The following is a 17,255-nucleotide window of genomic DNA, read 5'->3' as shown; positions in this document are numbered from 1 at the left end:
CGGCCGCTGCCTACCTATCCGGTTTAAATGTTTTCCAGATCCAGTCCCCGCGTCTTCGGCCCGTAAATCCCGACCGACAGCATCACCATCAGCATACTCAGCACGATAAACACGATCACCCCCTGACTGCCGGCATACTGCAGAATCAGGCCAATCAGAATACTGCTGAAGGCGGTCGACAGCCGGCTGAACGAATAGCAGAACCCCACGGCGCGCGCACGAATGTGCGTCGGGAAGATCTCGGTCTGATACGCGTGATAGCTGAAGGTCAGCCAGGCGTTGCTGTAGGTTATCAGGAAGCCGCACACCACCATCAGCAGCGGATTGCTGGTCAGCGCGAACAGCGTGCCGAATACCACCGTCATCAGCGATGAAAAAACGATCTGCCATTTATTTTCCAGCCGGTCGGCGTAGCGGCTGCAGATCAGCGAGCCCAGCGGATAGGCCAGCGTGATGAAAAAAGCGTACAGCAGGCTGTGGGTGACGGTTGCGCCTTTGCCGGACAGCAGCGCCGGCAGCCAGTTGCCGAAGCCAAAGAAGCCAATCGCCTGGAAGAAGTTCATCATCACCAGCATCAGCGTACGCTGGCGATAAGCCGGTGCCCAGATCTCGCTGAAGCGCCCTTTTGTCGGCAGCTGTGCCGCCGCATCGCGCTGAGAGAAATCGTCTCCCGGTGCGATGCCACAGCGCTTTTCCATCTCGCTCAGCACCCGGTGCGCGTCCTGATGCCGCCCCTGCTGCGCCAGCCAGCGCGCCGACTCCGGCAGGTTTTTCCGGATAAACCAGATCACCAGCGAGCACAGCGCACCGGCGATCACGACCCAGCGCCAGCCTTCGAGGCCGAGCAGGGTTTGTGGCACCAGCCACCAGGACATCAGCGCCACCGTCGGTACCGACAGGAACTGAATGAAAAAAGAGAAAGCAAACGCGCGGCTGCGCAAATGGGCCGGCACCCATTCGGACAGATAGGTATCGATGGTCACCAGCTCGACGCCAAGGCCGATGCCGACCAGGAAGCGGCACAGAATAATCATCTCCGCGCTGTGCTGGAACGCCATCAGCAGCGAGAACGCGCCGTACCACGCCAGCGCACACATGAAGGTCAGGCGGCGGCCGAAACGGTCGGCATAGGGCGTCAGCAGGCTGGCACCGACAAACAGGCCGAGAAAGGTCGCCGAGGCGAACGCCGCCTGGTCGGCGATACCAAACACGCCAGCGGCGCCGGTGTGGAACACGCCTGCGGCTACCAGCCCGGCGCTGATGTAGCCGGTTTCAAACAGATCGTACAGCTCAAAGAAGCCGCCCAGCGCCAGCAGCGTAATAAAGCGCCACAGCCCGGCGGATGAGGGCAGGGCGTCGATGCGCCCGGCCAGCGTTTGGCGATCGGTAGCGATGCGATCGGTCGCCACCCCTGTCGAATAGGTGGTTGTCATTATGATTGTTACCTCGGTGTTTGCAGGATCCGCCCGGTGGTGGTTTGTCAAAAATCAGTAACCGTTAGCAAGCGAAGAAATAGCAGAATAATCAATTCGTCCGGGGTTGCCGAGAGGTGCGGCGGTGACATTTTGGCAACGTGCGTTGCAGTTCACAGAAAGGAGGGATGCCATCCATGGCACCGGATCAGGGCAGGTGCGGCCAGACGCCCGGACCAATCGGCAGGCCCAGCAGATACCACGCCAGCAGCAGCGCGATCCACGTCACAAAGAACACCAGCGGATAAGGGAAGATCAGCACGTAATAGGTGCCGAGCTGCGCGTCTTTTTGGTAGCGCTGCAGGAAACCAAGGAACAGCGGCAGAAACGGTGACATCGGCGCCAGCGGCAGCACGGCGGAATCGGCGATACGGAAAATCATCTGAGCAAATGCCGGGTGAAAGCCGAGCAGCATAAACATCGGCACAAATACCGGCGCCAGAATGGACCAGATCGCCGAGCCGCTGGCGATAAACATACACAGAAACGCTGAGAGGAACATCAGGCCGAGAAACGCCGGGGCACCGCTGATGCCGGCGCTCTCCAGCACATCGGTCAGGCCGATGGCCATGAACTTGCCCATGTTGCTCCAGTTGAAGAATGCCACGAACTGCGACAGCGGAAACACCATGACGATAAAGCCGGCCATGTTTTTCATCGGATCCACCAGCAGTTTGGGGATATCGTCAGCGCGGCGAATCTGCTGTGTGACCGCGCCATAGGCAATCGCCACCACAAAGAAGAACAGGATGATGATCGGCACGATGCCCTGAATAAACGGTGAAGGGATGATGCCGCCGGTTTTCGGGTTACGCAGCGGCGCATGCTCCGGCACCACCAGCAGCGCCATCAGCCCGATGAACACCAGCGCGGCGAGACCGGCCGCCTTCAGGCCGCGATTCTCCTGCGCCGTCAGCGGCGGCAGCCGATCGTGGTGGCCGCCGTTCCAGACGGGCAGGCGCGGTTCGACAAATTTGTCGGTCAGCAGCGCGCCAGCCACGGTCAGCACGATGACCGAGCTGGCCATAAAGAACCAGTTATCGATCACGCTGACGTGGACCGTGTCGCTGACCGCTTTGGCGGCCTCGGTACTGATGCCGGAGAGCAGGACGTCGGTGGTGACGATCAGCAGATTCGCGGTAAAACCGGATGCGACGCCAGCAATCGCCGCCAGCAGGCCCGCGACCGGATGTCGCCCGACGGCGAGGAAGATCAGCGCGCCGAGCGGCGGCATCACCACCAGTGCGGCATCGGAGGAGATATGGCTGAAGAACGCGATAAACAGCACCATATAGCTGGCGTAGCGACGGCTGACGCGCGACGCCATCTTCACCATCAGCGACTGCAGCAGCCCGACTTTTTCCGCCAGCCCGGCACCGATCACCAGCGCCAGAATGGAGCCCAGCGGGGTGAAACCGCTGAAGTTTTTGATGATGTTGGGCAGGATCCACTGAATGCCGGCGACGCTGAGCAGATTATTGACCCGCACCAGTTCGCCATTGGCGGGATTTTTAACGGCCACATCGAGGCTGCTGAGGAGCGCGGTGGCCATCATCAACACCACGATCAAATAGACAAACAGTAAGAACGGATTCGGCACCTTGTTGCCGACCCGCTCAATCCAGCTGAACAGCTTGCCGGGGCTGCGATTTTCGGTCATCACTTCCATCGGTAGATCCTCATGAGTCGTCTTGTCAGTTATGTTTGCGTACTGCTTATATTTTTTTAATGGTGATGCGTTGGCACCAGGTCGCCATAAATGGCGACCCTACACGGTAAGGAGCGGTGACCGCCGGTCATGCCCCCGTAGGGTGCGCATTTATGCGCACCAGGTTACTGCGTTGCAGATCGATCACAATCCGTCCCGTAGGGTGCGCATTTATGCGCACCTGGCGTAATGCGTTGCTGAACTCAGGATGCTAATGTCGATGGCTGCACGCCGGCCGGAATCGGGCACACGTACGGCTGCTCGCGGCGCACGCGGTCAAACTCTTCACGACAGCGCGCCAGCGCGGCATCATCCTGCAGCAGCGTCAGCGCGGTGGCGGCCAGCACTTTGGCGGCAAGGCACATCCCTTTGTGGGCAATCGATGTGCGTCCCTGCGCCACCAGCTGCCAGGTGTGCAGCGGCGTGCCAAAGGCAAAGCAGGGCGCAAAACACTGCGCTGTCGGCGTCACCCAGCTGACATCGCCGACGTCGGTCGAGCCGTACAGCAACTCGCGCGTGACCGCATAGGGCGCTACCTCGTCCATCAGCACTTTATCGCCCAGCGCCTCAGTCCAGGCGATGCCCGCTTCGCCACCGGTGCGCGCCGCATTCAGTCGCGCGTTACGCAGATCGTCTTTACTCAGCGTGGCGCGGATCTGTGCCGCAAACGCCTGTTCCTGCGTGCTGTAGTCCGGCAGGCCAAAATGCTGCAAATTGCGTTCCATTACCGCCTCAAGCGCGCGGTTCGGCACATAGTTGGAGCAGGCCTTATCAAAACGCACCGTCATTTGCGTGTCGGTCATCAGCGCCGCGCCTTTGGCGATGTTAATGACGCGCTGATAGATATCCTGCGCCTGGTCGAGTTGCGGCGCGCGAATCAGGTACAGCACTTCGGCATCGGCCTGCACCACGTTGGGCGATACGCCGCCGGTCTGGGTGACCGCATAGTGCAGGCGCGCCTCCTGCACGATGTGCTCGCGCAGGAAGTTAGCGCCGGTGTTCATCAGCGTCACCGCGTCCAGCGCGCTGCGCCCGAGATGCGGCGAGTTGGCGGCGTGTGCCGCCACGCCTTTGAAGTGAAATGCCGCCTGAATATTGGCGAGGGTGCTGAGGTTGAACATGCCGCTGAAGCCTTCCGGGTGCCAGGTGACGGCAGCATCGACATCATCAAACAGCCCGGCGCGCACCATGAAGGTTTTACCCGAGCCGCCCTCCTCGCCGGGGCAGCCGTAAAAGCGCAGCGTGCCGCGTTCGCCCTGTTCTGCCCACCAGGCTTTGATGGCGAAAGCGGCGGCCAGGCCGGCGGTACCCAGCAGGTTATGGCCGCAGCCGTGGCCGTTGCCGTTCTCCACCAGCGGCGTGGGCGTGGCGCAGCCCGCCTGCTGGCTCAGTCCGGCCAACGCATCAAACTCGCCGAGGATGGCGATCACCGGTTGGCCGTGGCCGATTGAAGCGATAAACGCGGTGTCGATGCCGCCGACGCCGCGCTCGACCTCAAAACCCTCCTGCGCCAGCGCATCGGCGAGCAGCGCAGACGATTGCGTCTCTTCGAAACGGGTTTCCGGCACGTCCCAGATCGCATCGCTGATGGCACTGAAGCGCGGCTGATGCTGGTCGATGTAGCGATCGATGAAATCGTGCGGGCTCATCGGGCACCGCCAAACTGCGTCTGGTTTAGCGCCAGCGTGGCCAGCATTTGCACCGCCGTGGCCATTACCGCTTCATCAAAGTCGAACCGCGCATTGTGGTGGCCCGCCGCCAGATCGCAGCCGAAGATGACGTAAGACGCCTGGCCGCCGCGCTGCTGCACGCGCTCCATCATATAAGTGGCATCTTCGGAACCGGCCGCCTGCTGTTTGCTGTCTATCACCGAGCTGAACAGGCCGGTCGCCTCGGCCTGCTGATGGATAAAACCGACCCACGCCGGGCTTGGCGTGCAGCTGCGTGCGCCGCCCATCAGCGTGACCTCGTGCTCAACGCCGTACATCGCCGCGGCACCGGCAATCACGCGCAGCGCCTGCTGGTAGATATCGTCGTTGACCTGATTACTCGCGCCGCGCGTTTCCACTTTCATCAGCGCAACATCCGGCACCACGTTGCGTCCGCTGCCCGCCTGTAACACGCCGACGTTGACGCGCGCTACGCCGCCGCTGTGCTGCGGCAGAGTGTGCAGCGCCAGCGTGGCCTGCGCCGCCGCCAGCAGTGCGTTGCGTCCCTCTTCCGGCTTGCCTCCGGCGTGTGCGCCGACGCCGGTAAAGTGCACGTCCAGCTTGGTCGTGGCGAGAAAGCTGTCGCTGCCGCAGACGATCTCGCCCGGCGGCACGCCGGTGCCGAGGTGAATGGCGGTGAACAGATCGACATCATCAAGCACGCCTGCAGCCACCATGGCTTTGGCACCGCGTACGCCCTCTTCGGCCGGCTGAAAAATGAGTTTTATACGACCGCTCAGCTGGTGCTTCATTTCCATCAGCACGCCCGCCAGCGCCAGACCAATGGTGGTGTGACCATCGTGGCCGCAGGCGTGCATCATGCCGGGATTGCACGAGGCGAAGCCTTCGCGCACAGGCAGGTGATCGGCGGCAGCGCTTTCCGTCTGGTCGAGCGCATCCATATCCACGCGGAAGCCCATCACCGGACCGGGACGCCCGGTGTCCAGCGTCGCCACCACGCCGCAGAAGCCGCCGGAAAAGTGGGGCAGCCACTGTGGCAGCGCGCCCTGCTGCAGCGCGCGCGCTTCCTGCTGTGCCAGCACTTCAGCGGACGGCAGGCCCATGCGCGCATCGGCAGCAATCACCTCACGGCCCAGCTGCAGCTGATAACCAAGACGATGCAGCTCTTCCGCCACCAGCGTAGCGGTGCGGAACTCCAGCCAGCCGGATTCGGCATACTGATGCAGGTCGCGGCGCCAGGTCTGCATCTGCGGTATCCGCGCGTGGACGAGGTCGGAAAGGGTGTTCATCGGCTGTTCCTTAGTGTTGGTTTTTTATGCATCCAACCGAATCTACACAATGGTATTAGGGTGCATAAGATGCGAATATCTTGTGACCGATAGACAACGGTTATCACCTCATCATGCCGGCCAATCTTAAACTTCATCAGCTGCGCGCCTTTGTTGACGTGGCGCGCCAGGGCAGTATTCGCGCCGCCAGTCGGCTGTCGGGCCTGTCGCAGCCGGCGTTAACCAAAGCGATTCAGGAACTGGAGCTGGCGCTGGGCGCGCGCCTGTTCGAGCGGCGTCAGCAGGGCGTGGCACTGACCGATATCGGAGAAACCTTTTTCCGCCATGCCAGCCTGGTGCTGGAGGAGCTGCGCGTGGCGCAGGAGGATATCCAGCAGCGGCTTGGGCTGGCCGGTGGCAGAGTGAATATTGGCGTGGGCGGCAGCATTGCGCGCACCGTGATGCCGCAGGTGATAACCCAGTTTCACCGTGAATATCCGCTGGTAAAAGTGCGTATCGTGGAGGGCCAGCTGGTGTCGATGGTGCATGAGCTGCGCCAGGGCGCGCTGGATTTCACCATCAATACCTACGACCGGCATCATCTCGATCAGGAGCTGATTTTTGAGCGGCTGATGCAGCGCGAGTACCAGGTGGTGATGCGCAAAGGGCATCCGATGGCGCATGCGCGCTCGCTGGCCGAGCTGCAGCACTGCGACTGGACCATGCCGACGCCGCAGGGCAGCTATTACCGACTGCTGCACGACCTGTTTGGCGAGCGTGGCATGGCACCGAAAATCGTCGTGACCTGCGAGACCTTTATGGCCTGCACCAGCCTGGTAGCGAAGAGTGATTTTGTCAGCATCATTTCGCGCGACGTGATTGAAGACCCTACGCACGGCGGCCAGCTGATCGCGCTGGATCTCGACGATCCGCTGCCGAAAGCCACCTTCTATCTGATTCAGCGTAAAGACACCGCGCTGACCCCCATGAGCGCCTATATGGCGCAGCTGTTCCGCCGCTACTGCCAGCCGTGACGGGCGAAAAACGGCATCGTCTACACTGTAGGTGTACGACACGCGTTAACCAAACTCTCAACGGAGGTTACGATGCAGGTGAGTCCATATTTATTTCTCTACGGTCGCTGTGAAGAAGCGATTGCGTTCTATCTGGAAGCCACCGGCGGCGAAATTCTGCAAAAAATGACGTTTGGCGATATGCCGGAGCAGGGCGAACAGGTGGGCGATCGATCGGCGTCACCGCAGCCGCCGGAAAAGATCATGCATGCGCATCTGCGTATCGGTCAGGGCGAATTGATGCTGAGTGACGGCAATACTGCCCAGCCTCCGGCGTCCGAACATGCCGGTTATGCAGTGAGCCTGGCCACGCCAGATGAAGCGGAAGGAAAAGCCTGGTTTGATAAGCTCTCGGCGGGCGGCAAAGTGACCACTGAATGGCAGAAAACCTTCTGGTCGAACGGGTTCGGGATGTTTATCGATAAGTTCGGCATCCCATGGCGCATCAACGTGGTGAAGCCACAGGCGTAACAGACTGGCGTGGCCGCGATGGTGAGCGGCCACGCCGGAAGCGGTTTAGAAGTTGTAACCCACCACCAGGTAGTAACCCCAGCCGGTTGATTTCACTTCAAACGGACCGTTGCCGAAGTTCAGCTCCTGGCCATCAGCCCACTGGCCGCCATTGTGGAAGTAACGCGCCACGGTAGAGACATGCCAGTGATCGTAGTTCAGCGACAGGATGTGGCTGGAAGCAATCGAGTTGCTGGTGCGCGAGCGGTCAGACTTGTCACGCAGATCGGAACCCCAGTCAAAGTTGGTGAAGCCGATGTAGCTCAGCTTGCCGCCCCACAGGTCGGTAATCGGTACAAAGTATTTCACCTTGAAGCGATAACCATCCCAGCTGTTTTCGTTCGCCGCGCCGTAGTTTTCCCACTGGTATTTCGCGTACACGTTCAGTGACAGGCCGATATCGCTATGGGTATCGATGTCAGTACCCAGACCCATGTACCAGGTGTTCTGACGGCTGTCGCTGTTGCGACCCATGTCGTAGATGTAGTTGTTAGCGAAGTACCACTCTTTGAACGGTCCGAACGCCAGGCTGGTGCCGGTCAGCTTATCGATGGAGAAGCGTGGCTCAATTTCCATGAACATCGGCGAACCGTGGTCAAAAATACCGTTGGCGTTGCTGTTGCCCACACCAAAGAAGTTGGTCAGGTCAAGGTAGCCGTAAAAATCAAACCAGTCCTTTTTAGTAAAGGCTTCGTATTCGAGGTAGACGTCGTTATTGAACTGCGGTCCGAAGCGGGTGTGGTAACTGCCGACCACGTTCACGCTCTGATGCCACCAGTCAGAAAGGTACTGCGGATCGCTTTCCGCCGCCTGTGCGGCGCCGGTCCAGCTGCTGGCCAGTAAGGCCCCTGCTATCAACGTTTTAAATTTCATTATAGTTAACCACTTGCTCGTGATCGCCGCGCGAATGCTGCGATCGGGTGAAATCGATCCCAGGGGATGGGCAGTGTGCTGCTGTTGCCGGTCTGACGCGCCGGATTTTCAGGCTCGCGTAATGTGCCTGTAACAGAGCGATAGAAAATAGATTTTGATCACGTTTGTCAAAAAGTGTTGCATTTGGATTCAATAAATATGTGAACTGTATCACATAAAGGCCGTGTAACGAACGGAACCCCGCAACCGTTTACGTTGTCGGGATACGCATAGAACTGGCAGGAGAAGAAAATCGCCGGCGCGGATTATCGCGCCGGAGGAAGCGAGACGTCAGGGAAGGGTAACGCGCACCTGTAATCCGCAGATCTCACCCTGCGGGTTAAGGCAATTCGACAGCGCCACCTGCATCTGATGCTTTTGTGCGACGCTGCGCACAATCGACAAGCCTAAGCCGCTGCCCTGCGCCTGGACGTCCGGCGAGCGGGTAAAGCGATCGAAGGCGCGATCGATAAAGGATTCCGGCATGCCGGGGCCGTTGTCGACAATATCCACCACGGTATGATGACCGACGCGATGCAGCAGCACATCCACCAGGCTGCCTTCCGGCGTGTGCAGCATGGCATTGCCGATCAGGTTATCGAACAGGCTGCGCAGATCGGAGCGGCTGGCGTGCAGACGATAGTGCGCCGTGCCGTTGAAGCCGATATCAATGCCGCGCTTGTCCGCCACCACCATCAGTTGCTCGATGCTCTCCTTTAGCAGGTCATCAAGCTCAATCGCCTCAATGCTGGCGACCACGGACTGATCCTCCTGGCGTGAGATGTTCAGCAATTGCGTCACCAGATGGCGCGTGCGCGTGACGCCCGCTTCCAGCTGATCAAACTGACGGCTGGCTTCGCCCGGCACAATGTGCTGACGCAGATTTTCCAGCTGCAGCGTGACGGCGGTCACCGGCGTGCGCAGCTCATGCGCCGCATCCTCAAGGAACTGGCGCTGCGACGACCAGGCCGCGCGCAGCTTATCCAGCAATGAATTGTAGGCCTCGACCAGCGGCAGCACTTCGTCCGGCAGACCGTCCGGCGATACGCTGTGCGGATGCAGGGTTTCCTGCGCGGCAATCTGGCGCGACGCCACGCGCAAATCGCGCGTAATAGCACGCACCACCAGCCAGATCACCAGCAGCGACAGCGGCATCATCAGGATCAGCGGAATGATGGCCGACAGCACGCGTTTCACCATCAGGCTCTTCATGTAGCCGACATTGTGCAACACCTGAATGTTGCCGATCTCACTGCCCAGCTCGCCGGGTCGGGTATAGACGCGCCACTCGCAATCATCGCCGCAGTCGCCGACTTTTAAATCCGACCAGCCTTTCTTGCTCTGAAGTGGCGCATGCAGCGCCGGCCAGGAACTGGCGCGCAGATGATTACGGGTGTCCCACAGCTGAACGATATAGGTGCTTTTCAGCTTCTCCTGCTGCATTACCATCGGCATCAGCGCTGGCATACGCTGGCTGCTGGACCACGCATCGGCAATTTTGGCGAGCTGATCGTCCTTCATGGTGCCCATCATGTCGCCATAGCAGTGGTAGAAATACCAGGTGACGCCGCCAATCATCGCCAGATGCAGCAGCACCAGCGTGGCCAGCAGCTTGTTACGCAGCGAACGCATAAACGTAAAGGATCTCATATTGCCGGCACCCGCCAGCCCAGACCGCGCACGTTGCGAATCACTTCGTTATCGAGCTTGCGCCGCATGCCGTGAATCAGCACGTCGACGGCGTTACTGGTGACTTCTTCGCCCCAGCCGTAGATGCGGTTTTCTAACTGTTCGCGCGACAGAATCGCGCCCGGGCGCTCCAGCAGCGCATACAGCAGGGCGTATTCACGCGCGGTCAGTTGCTCGCGCTGGCCTTTGTACAGCACTTCACGCGTCATCATATCGAGCTGCACGTCGCCGTTGCCCAGCAGGGAATCAGCCGCACCGTGGCGGCGTCGGGTGATGGCTCGCATACGTGCCAGAACCTCTTGCAGATCAAAGGGTTTGAGTAAATAGTCATCGGCACCGCTGTCGAGCCCCTGAATGCGCTGCTGCACGGTATCGCGCGCGGTCAGCACCAGCACCGGCGTCATGTCGCCACGCGCGCGGGCGCGCCGCAGCACATTGATGCCGTCTTCACGTGGTAAACCGAGATCGAGCAGGACGCAGGTGTAACCCCCTTCCTGCCAGGCGTTGCTGGCAAACACGCCGTCACGCACCCAGTCCACCGACCAGCCTGCCGCCTCCAGCGCCTGCTGCAGGTTGGCGCCGATCATTTCATCATCTTCTACCAGCAGCACACGCATGATGGCCTCCTGAATCACTCAGCGCAGTGTAGCGCCCGATAATTAGCGCAGAATTAACCCGGCGGGCGTTTCCCCGTGAGAGCCGTTTTTTTCGCTTGCTAATTCTGCGCTAATTTTCTGCTAATTAAGGGATAAATTTAACGCGCTACAGTGACTTCACTGGACATATTACCGACGCCGGAGGAAGTCATGAATCAGCGAGAATTTATCCGTAGTTTGCTGGAGTGGATTGAAAACAATTTAGGGCACGATCTGCATCTGGATGAAGTCGCACGCCGTTCGGGATATTCCCGCTGGCATCTGCAACGTCTGTTCCGTCAGCACACCGGTTTTTCCCTGGCAGAATACATTCGCCAGCGCCGGTTAACTGAGTCGGCGCTCACGCTGATCAACAGTGATGAGGCGATTCTGCAGGTGGCGATGAGTTACGGCTTTGATACCCAGCAGGCTTATACCCGCACCTTCAAAAACTATTTTCGCGTCACACCGGGCCAGCTGCGCCGCCAGCGCCGCGTCGAACCGGATCGCCTGCTGTTCCCGCTAGCGGTGGCGATGTGACACGTTTCGCCCGATTTCCCGTGGTCGCTGCGTAACGGGAAATCGGGTGCGCATTCACGTAATTGCTTTTAAGCTGCTGTTCTCACTCTTTCACATCATCCAGAGAACATGGACAACAGCGACAACCTCACCGCCATGATGCTGTTTGCGCGCGTCGTTGAGCGGCAAAGCTTCAGTGAAGCGGCCCGCACGCTGGGCGTGTCAAAATCACACGTCAGCCGCGAAATCGCCCGGCTGGAGGTGCGGCTGGGCATCAAACTGCTGCAGCGCACCACGCGCAAGGTCGCGCTGACCGAGCTGGGCCAGGCGTACTATCCGTTCTGCACCCGCATGCTGGAAGAGATGCATCGCGCCGATGCGTTTGTGCAGCAGGTGCATCAGCAGCCTGCCGGCAACGTGCGGCTGCAGGCACCGATCACCTTTGGCTGCCAGTGCGTGGTGCCGACGCTCAACGCGTTTATCTGCCGGCATATTCACATCAACGTCGATCTCGAACTGACCACCAGTGACGATCCGCAGCCCAATGCTGACGTGGCGATTGTGATCCGTGCGCGTGCGCCGGAAGTCGCAAACTACCGCGAACTGAGCAGTATTGACTGGGGACTGTATGCCTCACCGGCGTATCTGGCCGCGCACCCGGCTATCGATCATCCTGAACGCCTGATGCGCCACGATCTGCTGCTGTTTCACGGCCCGGCGCACACCGCGGCGCTGCCGTTCCGCCGCGACAAGCAGCGGCTGGCACTCGATGTGCACAGCCGCTTTCGTGCCAACAACAGCATGGCGCTGCTCAATGCGGCGCTGGCCGGCACTGGCGTGGCGTATCTGCCGGCCTATATGACGCAGGACGCGCTGGCGCGCGGCGAGATTCAGCAGGTGCTGCCGGAATGGCAGATGGACCGACTGCACAGTTACTTGTTGCTGAAAGAGCAGCCGCAGCCCTCGTCACCGATCACGCTGCTGTGCGACGCGCTGATCACCGCGCTGAGTGCATCGTGATTGTTGTTATCTGGCGACAATAGCGCGCTGGCTGGCAAATATGCGTATCTCCCTGTTTTCTGTGTGCTGCCGCTGATAGCCTGCTAAAAAAGCCAAAAACAGGGATATCACTATGTCGCACTCTTCTATCGCGTTAGCGCTTGAGCAGCAACACTGGCGGCGCAATCTGTGGGTTTGCGTGCTGGGCTCATTCAGCACTATCGTCGCCATGACCTTGCTGCTGCCGTTTCTGCCCCTCTACGTGCAGCAGCTGGGCGTGCAGGAGCCGGCCGCGATTGCGCGCTGGTCGGGCGCTGCCTATGGTGCCACCTTTCTCAGCGCGGCCCTGACGGCACCGCTGTGGGGCAAACTGGCGGACCGCTATGGTCGCAAGCTGATGCTGATTCGCGCCAGCCTCGGGATGGCCGTCGCCATGTCGCTGATTGGCATGGCTACCGCGCCGTGGCAGCTGGTGGCGCTGCGTCTGCTGGCCGGTTTGCTCGGCGGCTATGCGTCGGGCTCCACCATTCTGGTGGCGGCGCAAACGCCGAAAGCGCAGACCGGCTGGGCGCTGGGCGTGCTGTCCTCCGGTATCATGGCCGGGAACGTAGTTGGCCCGCTGCTGGGCGGCGTGCTGCCACCGCTGATCGGCATTCGCCACACTTTCTGGCTCACCGGCGCGGTGATTTTTCTCGCCTTTCTCGCCACCACTTTTCTGCTGAAAGAAGCGCCGCGCCCGGCGCAGAAAGCCGCAGCCGGGGAGGGTGATGAGCCGGCGTCGTCGATCAACCGGCCAGTGGTGCGGCTGATGTGGCTGTCGGGCATGCTGCTGATTTTTGCCAATATGTCGATTGAACCGATTATCACGCTGTATATCGCGCAGTTCGTGCACGGCGATCACGCGGTGACGGTGACCGCCGGGCTGGTGATGGCCGCCGCCGCACTGGGCAGCATTCTTTCTGCACCGCGCCTCGGCCGGCTGGCAGATCGCATCGGGCATGGGCGCGTGCTGATTTATGGCCTGCTGGTCTGCGCGCTGCTGCTGATTCCGCAGGCGTTCATTCGCGAAGCATGGCAACTGGTGTTGCTGCGTTTTCTGATGGGGATGGCGCTGGGCGGCCTGATGCCGTGCGTGACGGCGTTGATTCGTCACAATGTGCCGCAGCGGCAGGTCGGGAAAATGCTCGGCTATGCGACCTCAGCCCAGTATGTCGGCCAGGTGAGCGGCCCGCTGTTCGGCGGCTTTATCGGCGGCGCGTTTGGCATGCGCCCGGTGTTTCTCGCCACCTGCGTGATTATGGCGCTGTGCGCGCTGCTGAATGCGCGCGTGCTGCGTAAACCCTGACCGCCAGTTCGACCGTAATGCCGACTGGCATAAAAAAAAGCGGGCATTGCCCGCTTTTTTACCTCAATGCGAAAAATTACTTCGCATCTGGCAGCGCATAGGCAATCACGTAATCGCCCAGCTTGGTACCAAACGAACCGTGACCACCGGCCGCGATGACAACGTACTGTTTGCCATTCACTTCATAGGTCATCGGTGTCGCCTGGCCACCCGCTGGCAGACGCGCCTGCCACAGCATCTCACCGGTGTTGGTATCGAACGCGCGCAGGTAGTTATCTGCGGTCGCGCCAATGAAGAACACGTTACCGGCGGTGGTGATTGGGCCTCCCAGCATTGGCATACCCATTTTGAACGGCAGCGGAACCGGTGCGCTATCGCGAACGGTACCGATACGTTTCTTCCACACGGTTTCGTTGGTCTTCAGGTCAATCGCCGAAACGTAACCCCAGGCCGGCTGTTTACACGGCAGACCAAACGGTGACAGGAACGGATTCAGCTCGACGCCATACGGCACGCCGTACTGCGGCTGAATGCCGGTTTCGGTACCGGAACCGCCTTCTGCGCCCTGCGGTGGCTCAATCGGGTTGCCCGGACCGCGTGGGATCAGCTTAGAAACAAACGGCAGCGCCATTGGGTTAGCAATCGCGATCTGACGATGTGGGTCAACTGCAATGCCGCCCCATTCGAACATACCGAGGTTGCCCGGGAACACCAGCGTACCCTGCTCAGACGGCGGCGTGAACGGACCTTCATAGCGCAGACGCTTGAAGATCACGCGGCACACCAGCTGGTCATACATGGTCGCGCCCCACATGTCCTTGTCCGTCAGATTTTGCTTCGGACGGAAGGTCAGTTCGGAGTACGGCTGGGTTGGCGCCACGTGGTCGCCTTTCGCCGCGCCCTGCGGTACCGGGGTCTCCGGTGCAGGTACCACCGGCTTACCGGTACGACGATCCAGCACAAAGATGTTACCGGTTTTCGCCGGAGCATAAATCACCGGTACGGTGTTGCCATCTTTGTCGGTGATATCGGCCAGCGTCGGCTGCGACGGCAGGTCCATATCCCACAGATCGTGGTGCACGGTCTGATACGACCACACCAGCTTACCGGTGGTGGCGTTCAGTGCCAGAACGCTGCTCGCGTAACGCTCCTGCTCTGGTGTGCGGTTACCGCCCCAGATATCCGGTGTAGAAACGCCCATTGGCAGGTAAACGGTATCCAGTTTCGGATCGTATACCGCCGGCGCCCACGAGTTCGGCGAGTTCATGGTGAAGGTGTGTTCATCCGCCGGAATCGCGTTAGGATCTTTTGCGCCCGGATCGAATACCCACAGCAGTTTACCGGTGTTCACGTCGAAGCCACGAATAGCACCAGACGGCTCACGCGTTGAGTAGTTATCGGTGACCGCACCCGCCATCACAATGGTGGTGTCGGTGATAACTGGCGGTGAAGTCGGCTCATACTGGCCCGGCGTCTGTACCGGCTGCTTGTGCTGCAGATCCAGTTCACCGTTGTTGCCAAAGGATGGGCAACGGGCACCGGTATCGGCATCCAGCGCGAACAGACGACCGTCGTTCACGGGCAGGTAGATGCGGCGTGAGCACAGCGCAGGCTGGCTGTTAGCGGCATCGGCAGCAGCGGGCACTTCATGGTAGGAAACACCGCGGCAGGTCACGTGCTGGAAAGTAGGATTCGGCTTCAGGCCCGGATCAAATTTCCACTTCTGCTTACCGGTGGTCGCATCCAGCGCAAACAGAATCTGGTGTGGCGAGCACAGGTACAGCGTGTCGCGGATTTTAATCGGCGTCACTTCATCCGTGATTTCACCCGGATCGTTGGCGGTTTTCAGATCGCCGGTCTGGAACTGCCAGGCAACCTGCAACTCTTTCACGTTGCTGGTGTTGATCTGCTTCAGCGGCGAGAAGCGCGTGCCCTGCTGGTCACGTGCGTAAGCTGGCCAGTCGGCGTCATTGATGTTGCTCAGCGGCTGGGCCTGCGGCGCATTAGCCGCTTCCGGCAGGTTGCCATTCAGCTCCTGCGGATCGTGGAAGACCGCCCACGCCAGCACCAGGACGCTGGCGACCAGTGCAACGGCCATCGCGCCCAGCGCACCTTTACCTGCATGGTTCAGGCCGCGATAAACAAACGGCAGAATCAGCCAGATGCCGAAGATCACCAGCACGTCGGTACGCGGTGCCAGCGCCCAGAAGTCGAAGCCGACTTCCCATACGCCCCACACCAGCGTTGCCAGCAGCAACAGTGCATACAGCAGTAATGCGGAGCCGCTACGGCGCCACAGCAGAACAGCGGTGATCAGCATAATCACACCGCCAATAACGTAGTACCAGGAACCTTCAATGGCGGCTAACCAAACGCCGCCAATCAGCATAAACGCGCCTGTTAACAGTGCGAACAGCACCGTCAGGAAGCGAATTACGCCAAAAGATGAGGAAGCTTTCCCCATAATATTGACCTCTTTCTTTGCCATAAAATCAAAGGAAACAACCCATTAGGCTGTATCCCGACATAGAGTACGAAGTGACTATAAGGTGTTCTGTCAGTGCTTTTCCGTTAAGCAGGTTGATCCCTTTGCGTTAAATTTTATCTTAAAAACGTTAACAGGTTTGATTTTTTTAGCGCTTTGCTCTTTTTATCCGCCGGTGACACGACATTTTATGGGGATATTGCGCCGTCATCTCCGGCGTAATCGGGTGATAACGCCGACGCGCAGAATTTTGTGTAAACGTTTACCCTGCAAAAAGTGGGTTACCGTCGCGCTGTGATTGCCAGCCGCTTAGCGCTAAATGCCGATACGTTTCGGCCGGTAATTGCAGCTGTGGCGTGCGTAATATTACTTCTGCTTGTGTTTCACGTAGCGAAGCGAGCAGAAAAGGAAAGCTGAACTTGAGATAATTTTCGCTGAAGAATTCATCGCTCAGCACAATACCGCTAAAGGGAAAGTCGGTAATATTTTTCCACTCGGTTCCCGGCGGTGCGACATCGTACAGCCAGAAGGAAAAGCGCGACGCCAGCGCGCATAAAGCGTTGCCCGCCTGACGTAAAGTGGCATAGTTGATCGCCAGTCTTACATTCTCATGTTGCAGGCAGGAATAATTATCCACGTTGCGCAAAAAGGACTGCACACTATTTCCCGTCAGCGGAATAATTATTAATTCTGCCGTATCGGCTAACTGATAATGCTGGGTAATTATGTTGCTTCCGTGAAGTAATGCATTGCGCTCCTGCTCGCTATGTATAAAGGACGCTGAATAACACGCGCCGATCGGTGCACCGTCGAAGCGACGGATTCGCTCAGTAACATAAGGATGGTATGAATTGTTTTCCATTTATCTCTATGAATAAATTAATGAACGGTAACGTCTTAATTATTATAAGGACGGGAAGACTGCAGTGATTATCACAGGAGGCAATATAGATCGATTCGCCGGCAAAGA

The 17,255-nt window shown here is 59.3% G+C and carries 14 protein-coding genes; 5 read left to right on the top strand and 9 right to left on the bottom strand.

Features of this window, described 5'->3' with window-relative positions; translation table 11 throughout:
* Positions 1-23: 23 nt before the first annotated feature.
* The 4 genes from MXF20_RS08955 to MXF20_RS08940 all read right to left on the bottom strand — a co-directional run bounded on the left by MXF20_RS08955 (position 24) and on the right by MXF20_RS08940 (position 6,139).
* Positions 24-1,433: an MFS transporter gene (locus MXF20_RS08955; RefSeq protein WP_325968878.1), complete on the bottom strand. Its 1,410-nt coding sequence runs from the start codon at positions 1,431-1,433 to the stop codon at positions 24-26.
* 187 nt (positions 1,434-1,620) lie between these two features.
* Entirely contained in the window at positions 1,621-3,141 is a 1,521-nt protein-coding gene (gene abgT, locus MXF20_RS08950) for a p-aminobenzoyl-glutamate transporter (protein WP_325968876.1), read from the bottom strand.
* Between the two features lie 242 nt (positions 3,142-3,383).
* The gene (locus MXF20_RS08945) at positions 3,384-4,829 is read right to left on the bottom strand and encodes a M20 family metallopeptidase (protein ID WP_325968875.1); all 1,446 of its coding nucleotides are present in this window, start codon (positions 4,827-4,829) and stop codon (positions 3,384-3,386) included.
* The gene (locus MXF20_RS08940; protein ID WP_325968873.1) at positions 4,826-6,139 is read right to left on the bottom strand and encodes an amidohydrolase; all 1,314 of its coding nucleotides are present in this window, start codon (positions 6,137-6,139) and stop codon (positions 4,826-4,828) included. Before MXF20_RS08940 ends, MXF20_RS08945 begins: the two co-directional genes overlap by 4 nt.
* A gap of 113 nt (positions 6,140-6,252) precedes the next feature.
* Between MXF20_RS08940 and MXF20_RS08935 the strand changes: the two genes are divergently transcribed.
* Both MXF20_RS08935 and yjdN read left to right on the top strand, forming a co-directional pair.
* Positions 6,253-7,152 (top strand): LysR family transcriptional regulator, encoded by a 900-nt coding sequence (locus tag MXF20_RS08935; protein WP_325968872.1) that lies wholly within the window; start codon positions 6,253-6,255, stop codon positions 7,150-7,152.
* A 72-nt stretch (positions 7,153-7,224) separates the two neighbouring features.
* Positions 7,225-7,662, top strand: coding sequence for a VOC family metalloprotein YjdN (gene yjdN / locus MXF20_RS08930; RefSeq protein WP_136545657.1), 438 nt, complete (start codon positions 7,225-7,227; stop codon positions 7,660-7,662).
* Positions 7,663-7,707: 45 nt separating this feature from the next.
* Here yjdN and MXF20_RS08925 read toward each other — a convergent pair whose 3' ends face one another.
* The 3 genes from MXF20_RS08925 to MXF20_RS08915 form a co-directional block, all read right to left on the bottom strand.
* On the bottom strand, positions 7,708-8,574 hold the full coding sequence (locus MXF20_RS08925; RefSeq protein ID WP_021507798.1) for a nucleoside-specific channel-forming protein Tsx: 867 nt from the start codon (positions 8,572-8,574) through the stop codon (positions 7,708-7,710).
* Positions 8,575-8,904: 330 nt separating this feature from the next.
* Complete coding sequence (locus MXF20_RS08920) at positions 8,905-10,263, bottom strand: sensor histidine kinase (protein WP_325968871.1); 1,359 nt, start codon at positions 10,261-10,263, stop codon at positions 8,905-8,907.
* Positions 10,260-10,919 (bottom strand): response regulator, encoded by a 660-nt coding sequence (locus tag MXF20_RS08915; RefSeq protein ID WP_222985878.1) that lies wholly within the window; start codon positions 10,917-10,919, stop codon positions 10,260-10,262. The genes MXF20_RS08920 and MXF20_RS08915 overlap by 4 nt, the downstream gene beginning before the upstream one ends.
* 189 nt (positions 10,920-11,108) lie before the next feature.
* Here MXF20_RS08915 and MXF20_RS08910 point away from each other — a divergent pair, with 189 nt between their 5' ends.
* The 3 genes from MXF20_RS08910 to MXF20_RS08900 all read left to right on the top strand — a co-directional run bounded on the left by MXF20_RS08910 (position 11,109) and on the right by MXF20_RS08900 (position 13,800).
* Positions 11,109-11,477 (top strand): helix-turn-helix domain-containing protein, encoded by a 369-nt coding sequence (locus MXF20_RS08910; protein ID WP_325968870.1) that lies wholly within the window; start codon positions 11,109-11,111, stop codon positions 11,475-11,477.
* A gap of 108 nt (positions 11,478-11,585) precedes the next feature.
* On the top strand, positions 11,586-12,476 hold the full coding sequence (locus tag MXF20_RS08905; protein ID WP_325968868.1) for a LysR family transcriptional regulator: 891 nt from the start codon (positions 11,586-11,588) through the stop codon (positions 12,474-12,476).
* Positions 12,477-12,588: 112 nt separating this feature from the next.
* Positions 12,589-13,800, top strand: coding sequence for an MFS transporter (locus MXF20_RS08900; RefSeq protein ID WP_325968866.1), 1,212 nt, complete (start codon positions 12,589-12,591; stop codon positions 13,798-13,800).
* A gap of 76 nt (positions 13,801-13,876) precedes the next feature.
* On the opposite strand, the gene MXF20_RS08895 is transcribed toward MXF20_RS08900, so the two are convergent.
* Together MXF20_RS08895 and MXF20_RS08890 are read right to left on the bottom strand one after the other, a co-directional pair.
* A complete protein-coding gene (locus MXF20_RS08895) occupies positions 13,877-16,264 on the bottom strand; it encodes a glucose/quinate/shikimate family membrane-bound PQQ-dependent dehydrogenase (protein WP_325968865.1) in 2,388 nt (795 codons plus the stop codon).
* A gap of 283 nt (positions 16,265-16,547) precedes the next feature.
* Positions 16,548-17,147 carry a hypothetical protein gene (locus tag MXF20_RS08890; protein ID WP_325968864.1) on the bottom strand — a complete coding sequence of 200 codons (600 nt, stop codon included), beginning with the start codon at positions 17,145-17,147 and terminating at the stop codon, positions 16,548-16,550.
* Positions 17,148-17,255 lie beyond the last annotated feature (108 nt).

It is taken from the genome of Pantoea dispersa, from assembly GCF_035783935.1.
GTDB lineage: Bacteria > Pseudomonadota > Gammaproteobacteria > Enterobacterales > Enterobacteriaceae > Pantoea > Pantoea dispersa_C.
This window is presented reverse-complemented; position numbering and strand designations above follow the sequence as displayed.

Excerpts from the sequence above, each read along its gene's own strand:
- MXF20_RS08955 (WP_325968878.1), bottom strand. The coding sequence starts at position 1,433 with ATGACAACCACCTATTCGACAGGGGTGGCGACCGATCGCATCGCTACC.
- abgT (WP_325968876.1), bottom strand. The coding sequence starts at position 3,141 with ATGGAAGTGATGACCGAAAATCGCAGCCCCGGCAAGCTGTTCAGCTGG.
- MXF20_RS08945 (WP_325968875.1), bottom strand. The coding sequence starts at position 4,829 with ATGAGCCCGCACGATTTCATCGATCGCTACATCGACCAGCATCAGCCG.
- MXF20_RS08940 (WP_325968873.1), bottom strand. The coding sequence starts at position 6,139 with ATGAACACCCTTTCCGACCTCGTCCACGCGCGGATACCGCAGATGCAG.
- MXF20_RS08935 (WP_325968872.1), top strand. The coding sequence starts at position 6,253 with ATGCCGGCCAATCTTAAACTTCATCAGCTGCGCGCCTTTGTTGACGTG.
- yjdN (WP_136545657.1), top strand. The coding sequence starts at position 7,225 with ATGCAGGTGAGTCCATATTTATTTCTCTACGGTCGCTGTGAAGAAGCG.
- MXF20_RS08925 (WP_021507798.1), bottom strand. The coding sequence starts at position 8,574 with ATGAAATTTAAAACGTTGATAGCAGGGGCCTTACTGGCCAGCAGCTGG.
- MXF20_RS08920 (WP_325968871.1), bottom strand. The coding sequence starts at position 10,263 with ATGAGATCCTTTACGTTTATGCGTTCGCTGCGTAACAAGCTGCTGGCC.
- MXF20_RS08915 (WP_222985878.1), bottom strand. The coding sequence starts at position 10,919 with ATGCGTGTGCTGCTGGTAGAAGATGATGAAATGATCGGCGCCAACCTG.
- MXF20_RS08910 (WP_325968870.1), top strand. The coding sequence starts at position 11,109 with ATGAATCAGCGAGAATTTATCCGTAGTTTGCTGGAGTGGATTGAAAAC.
- MXF20_RS08905 (WP_325968868.1), top strand. The coding sequence starts at position 11,586 with ATGGACAACAGCGACAACCTCACCGCCATGATGCTGTTTGCGCGCGTC.
- MXF20_RS08900 (WP_325968866.1), top strand. The coding sequence starts at position 12,589 with ATGTCGCACTCTTCTATCGCGTTAGCGCTTGAGCAGCAACACTGGCGG.
- MXF20_RS08895 (WP_325968865.1), bottom strand. The coding sequence starts at position 16,264 with ATGGGGAAAGCTTCCTCATCTTTTGGCGTAATTCGCTTCCTGACGGTG.
- MXF20_RS08890 (WP_325968864.1), bottom strand. The coding sequence starts at position 17,147 with ATGGAAAACAATTCATACCATCCTTATGTTACTGAGCGAATCCGTCGC.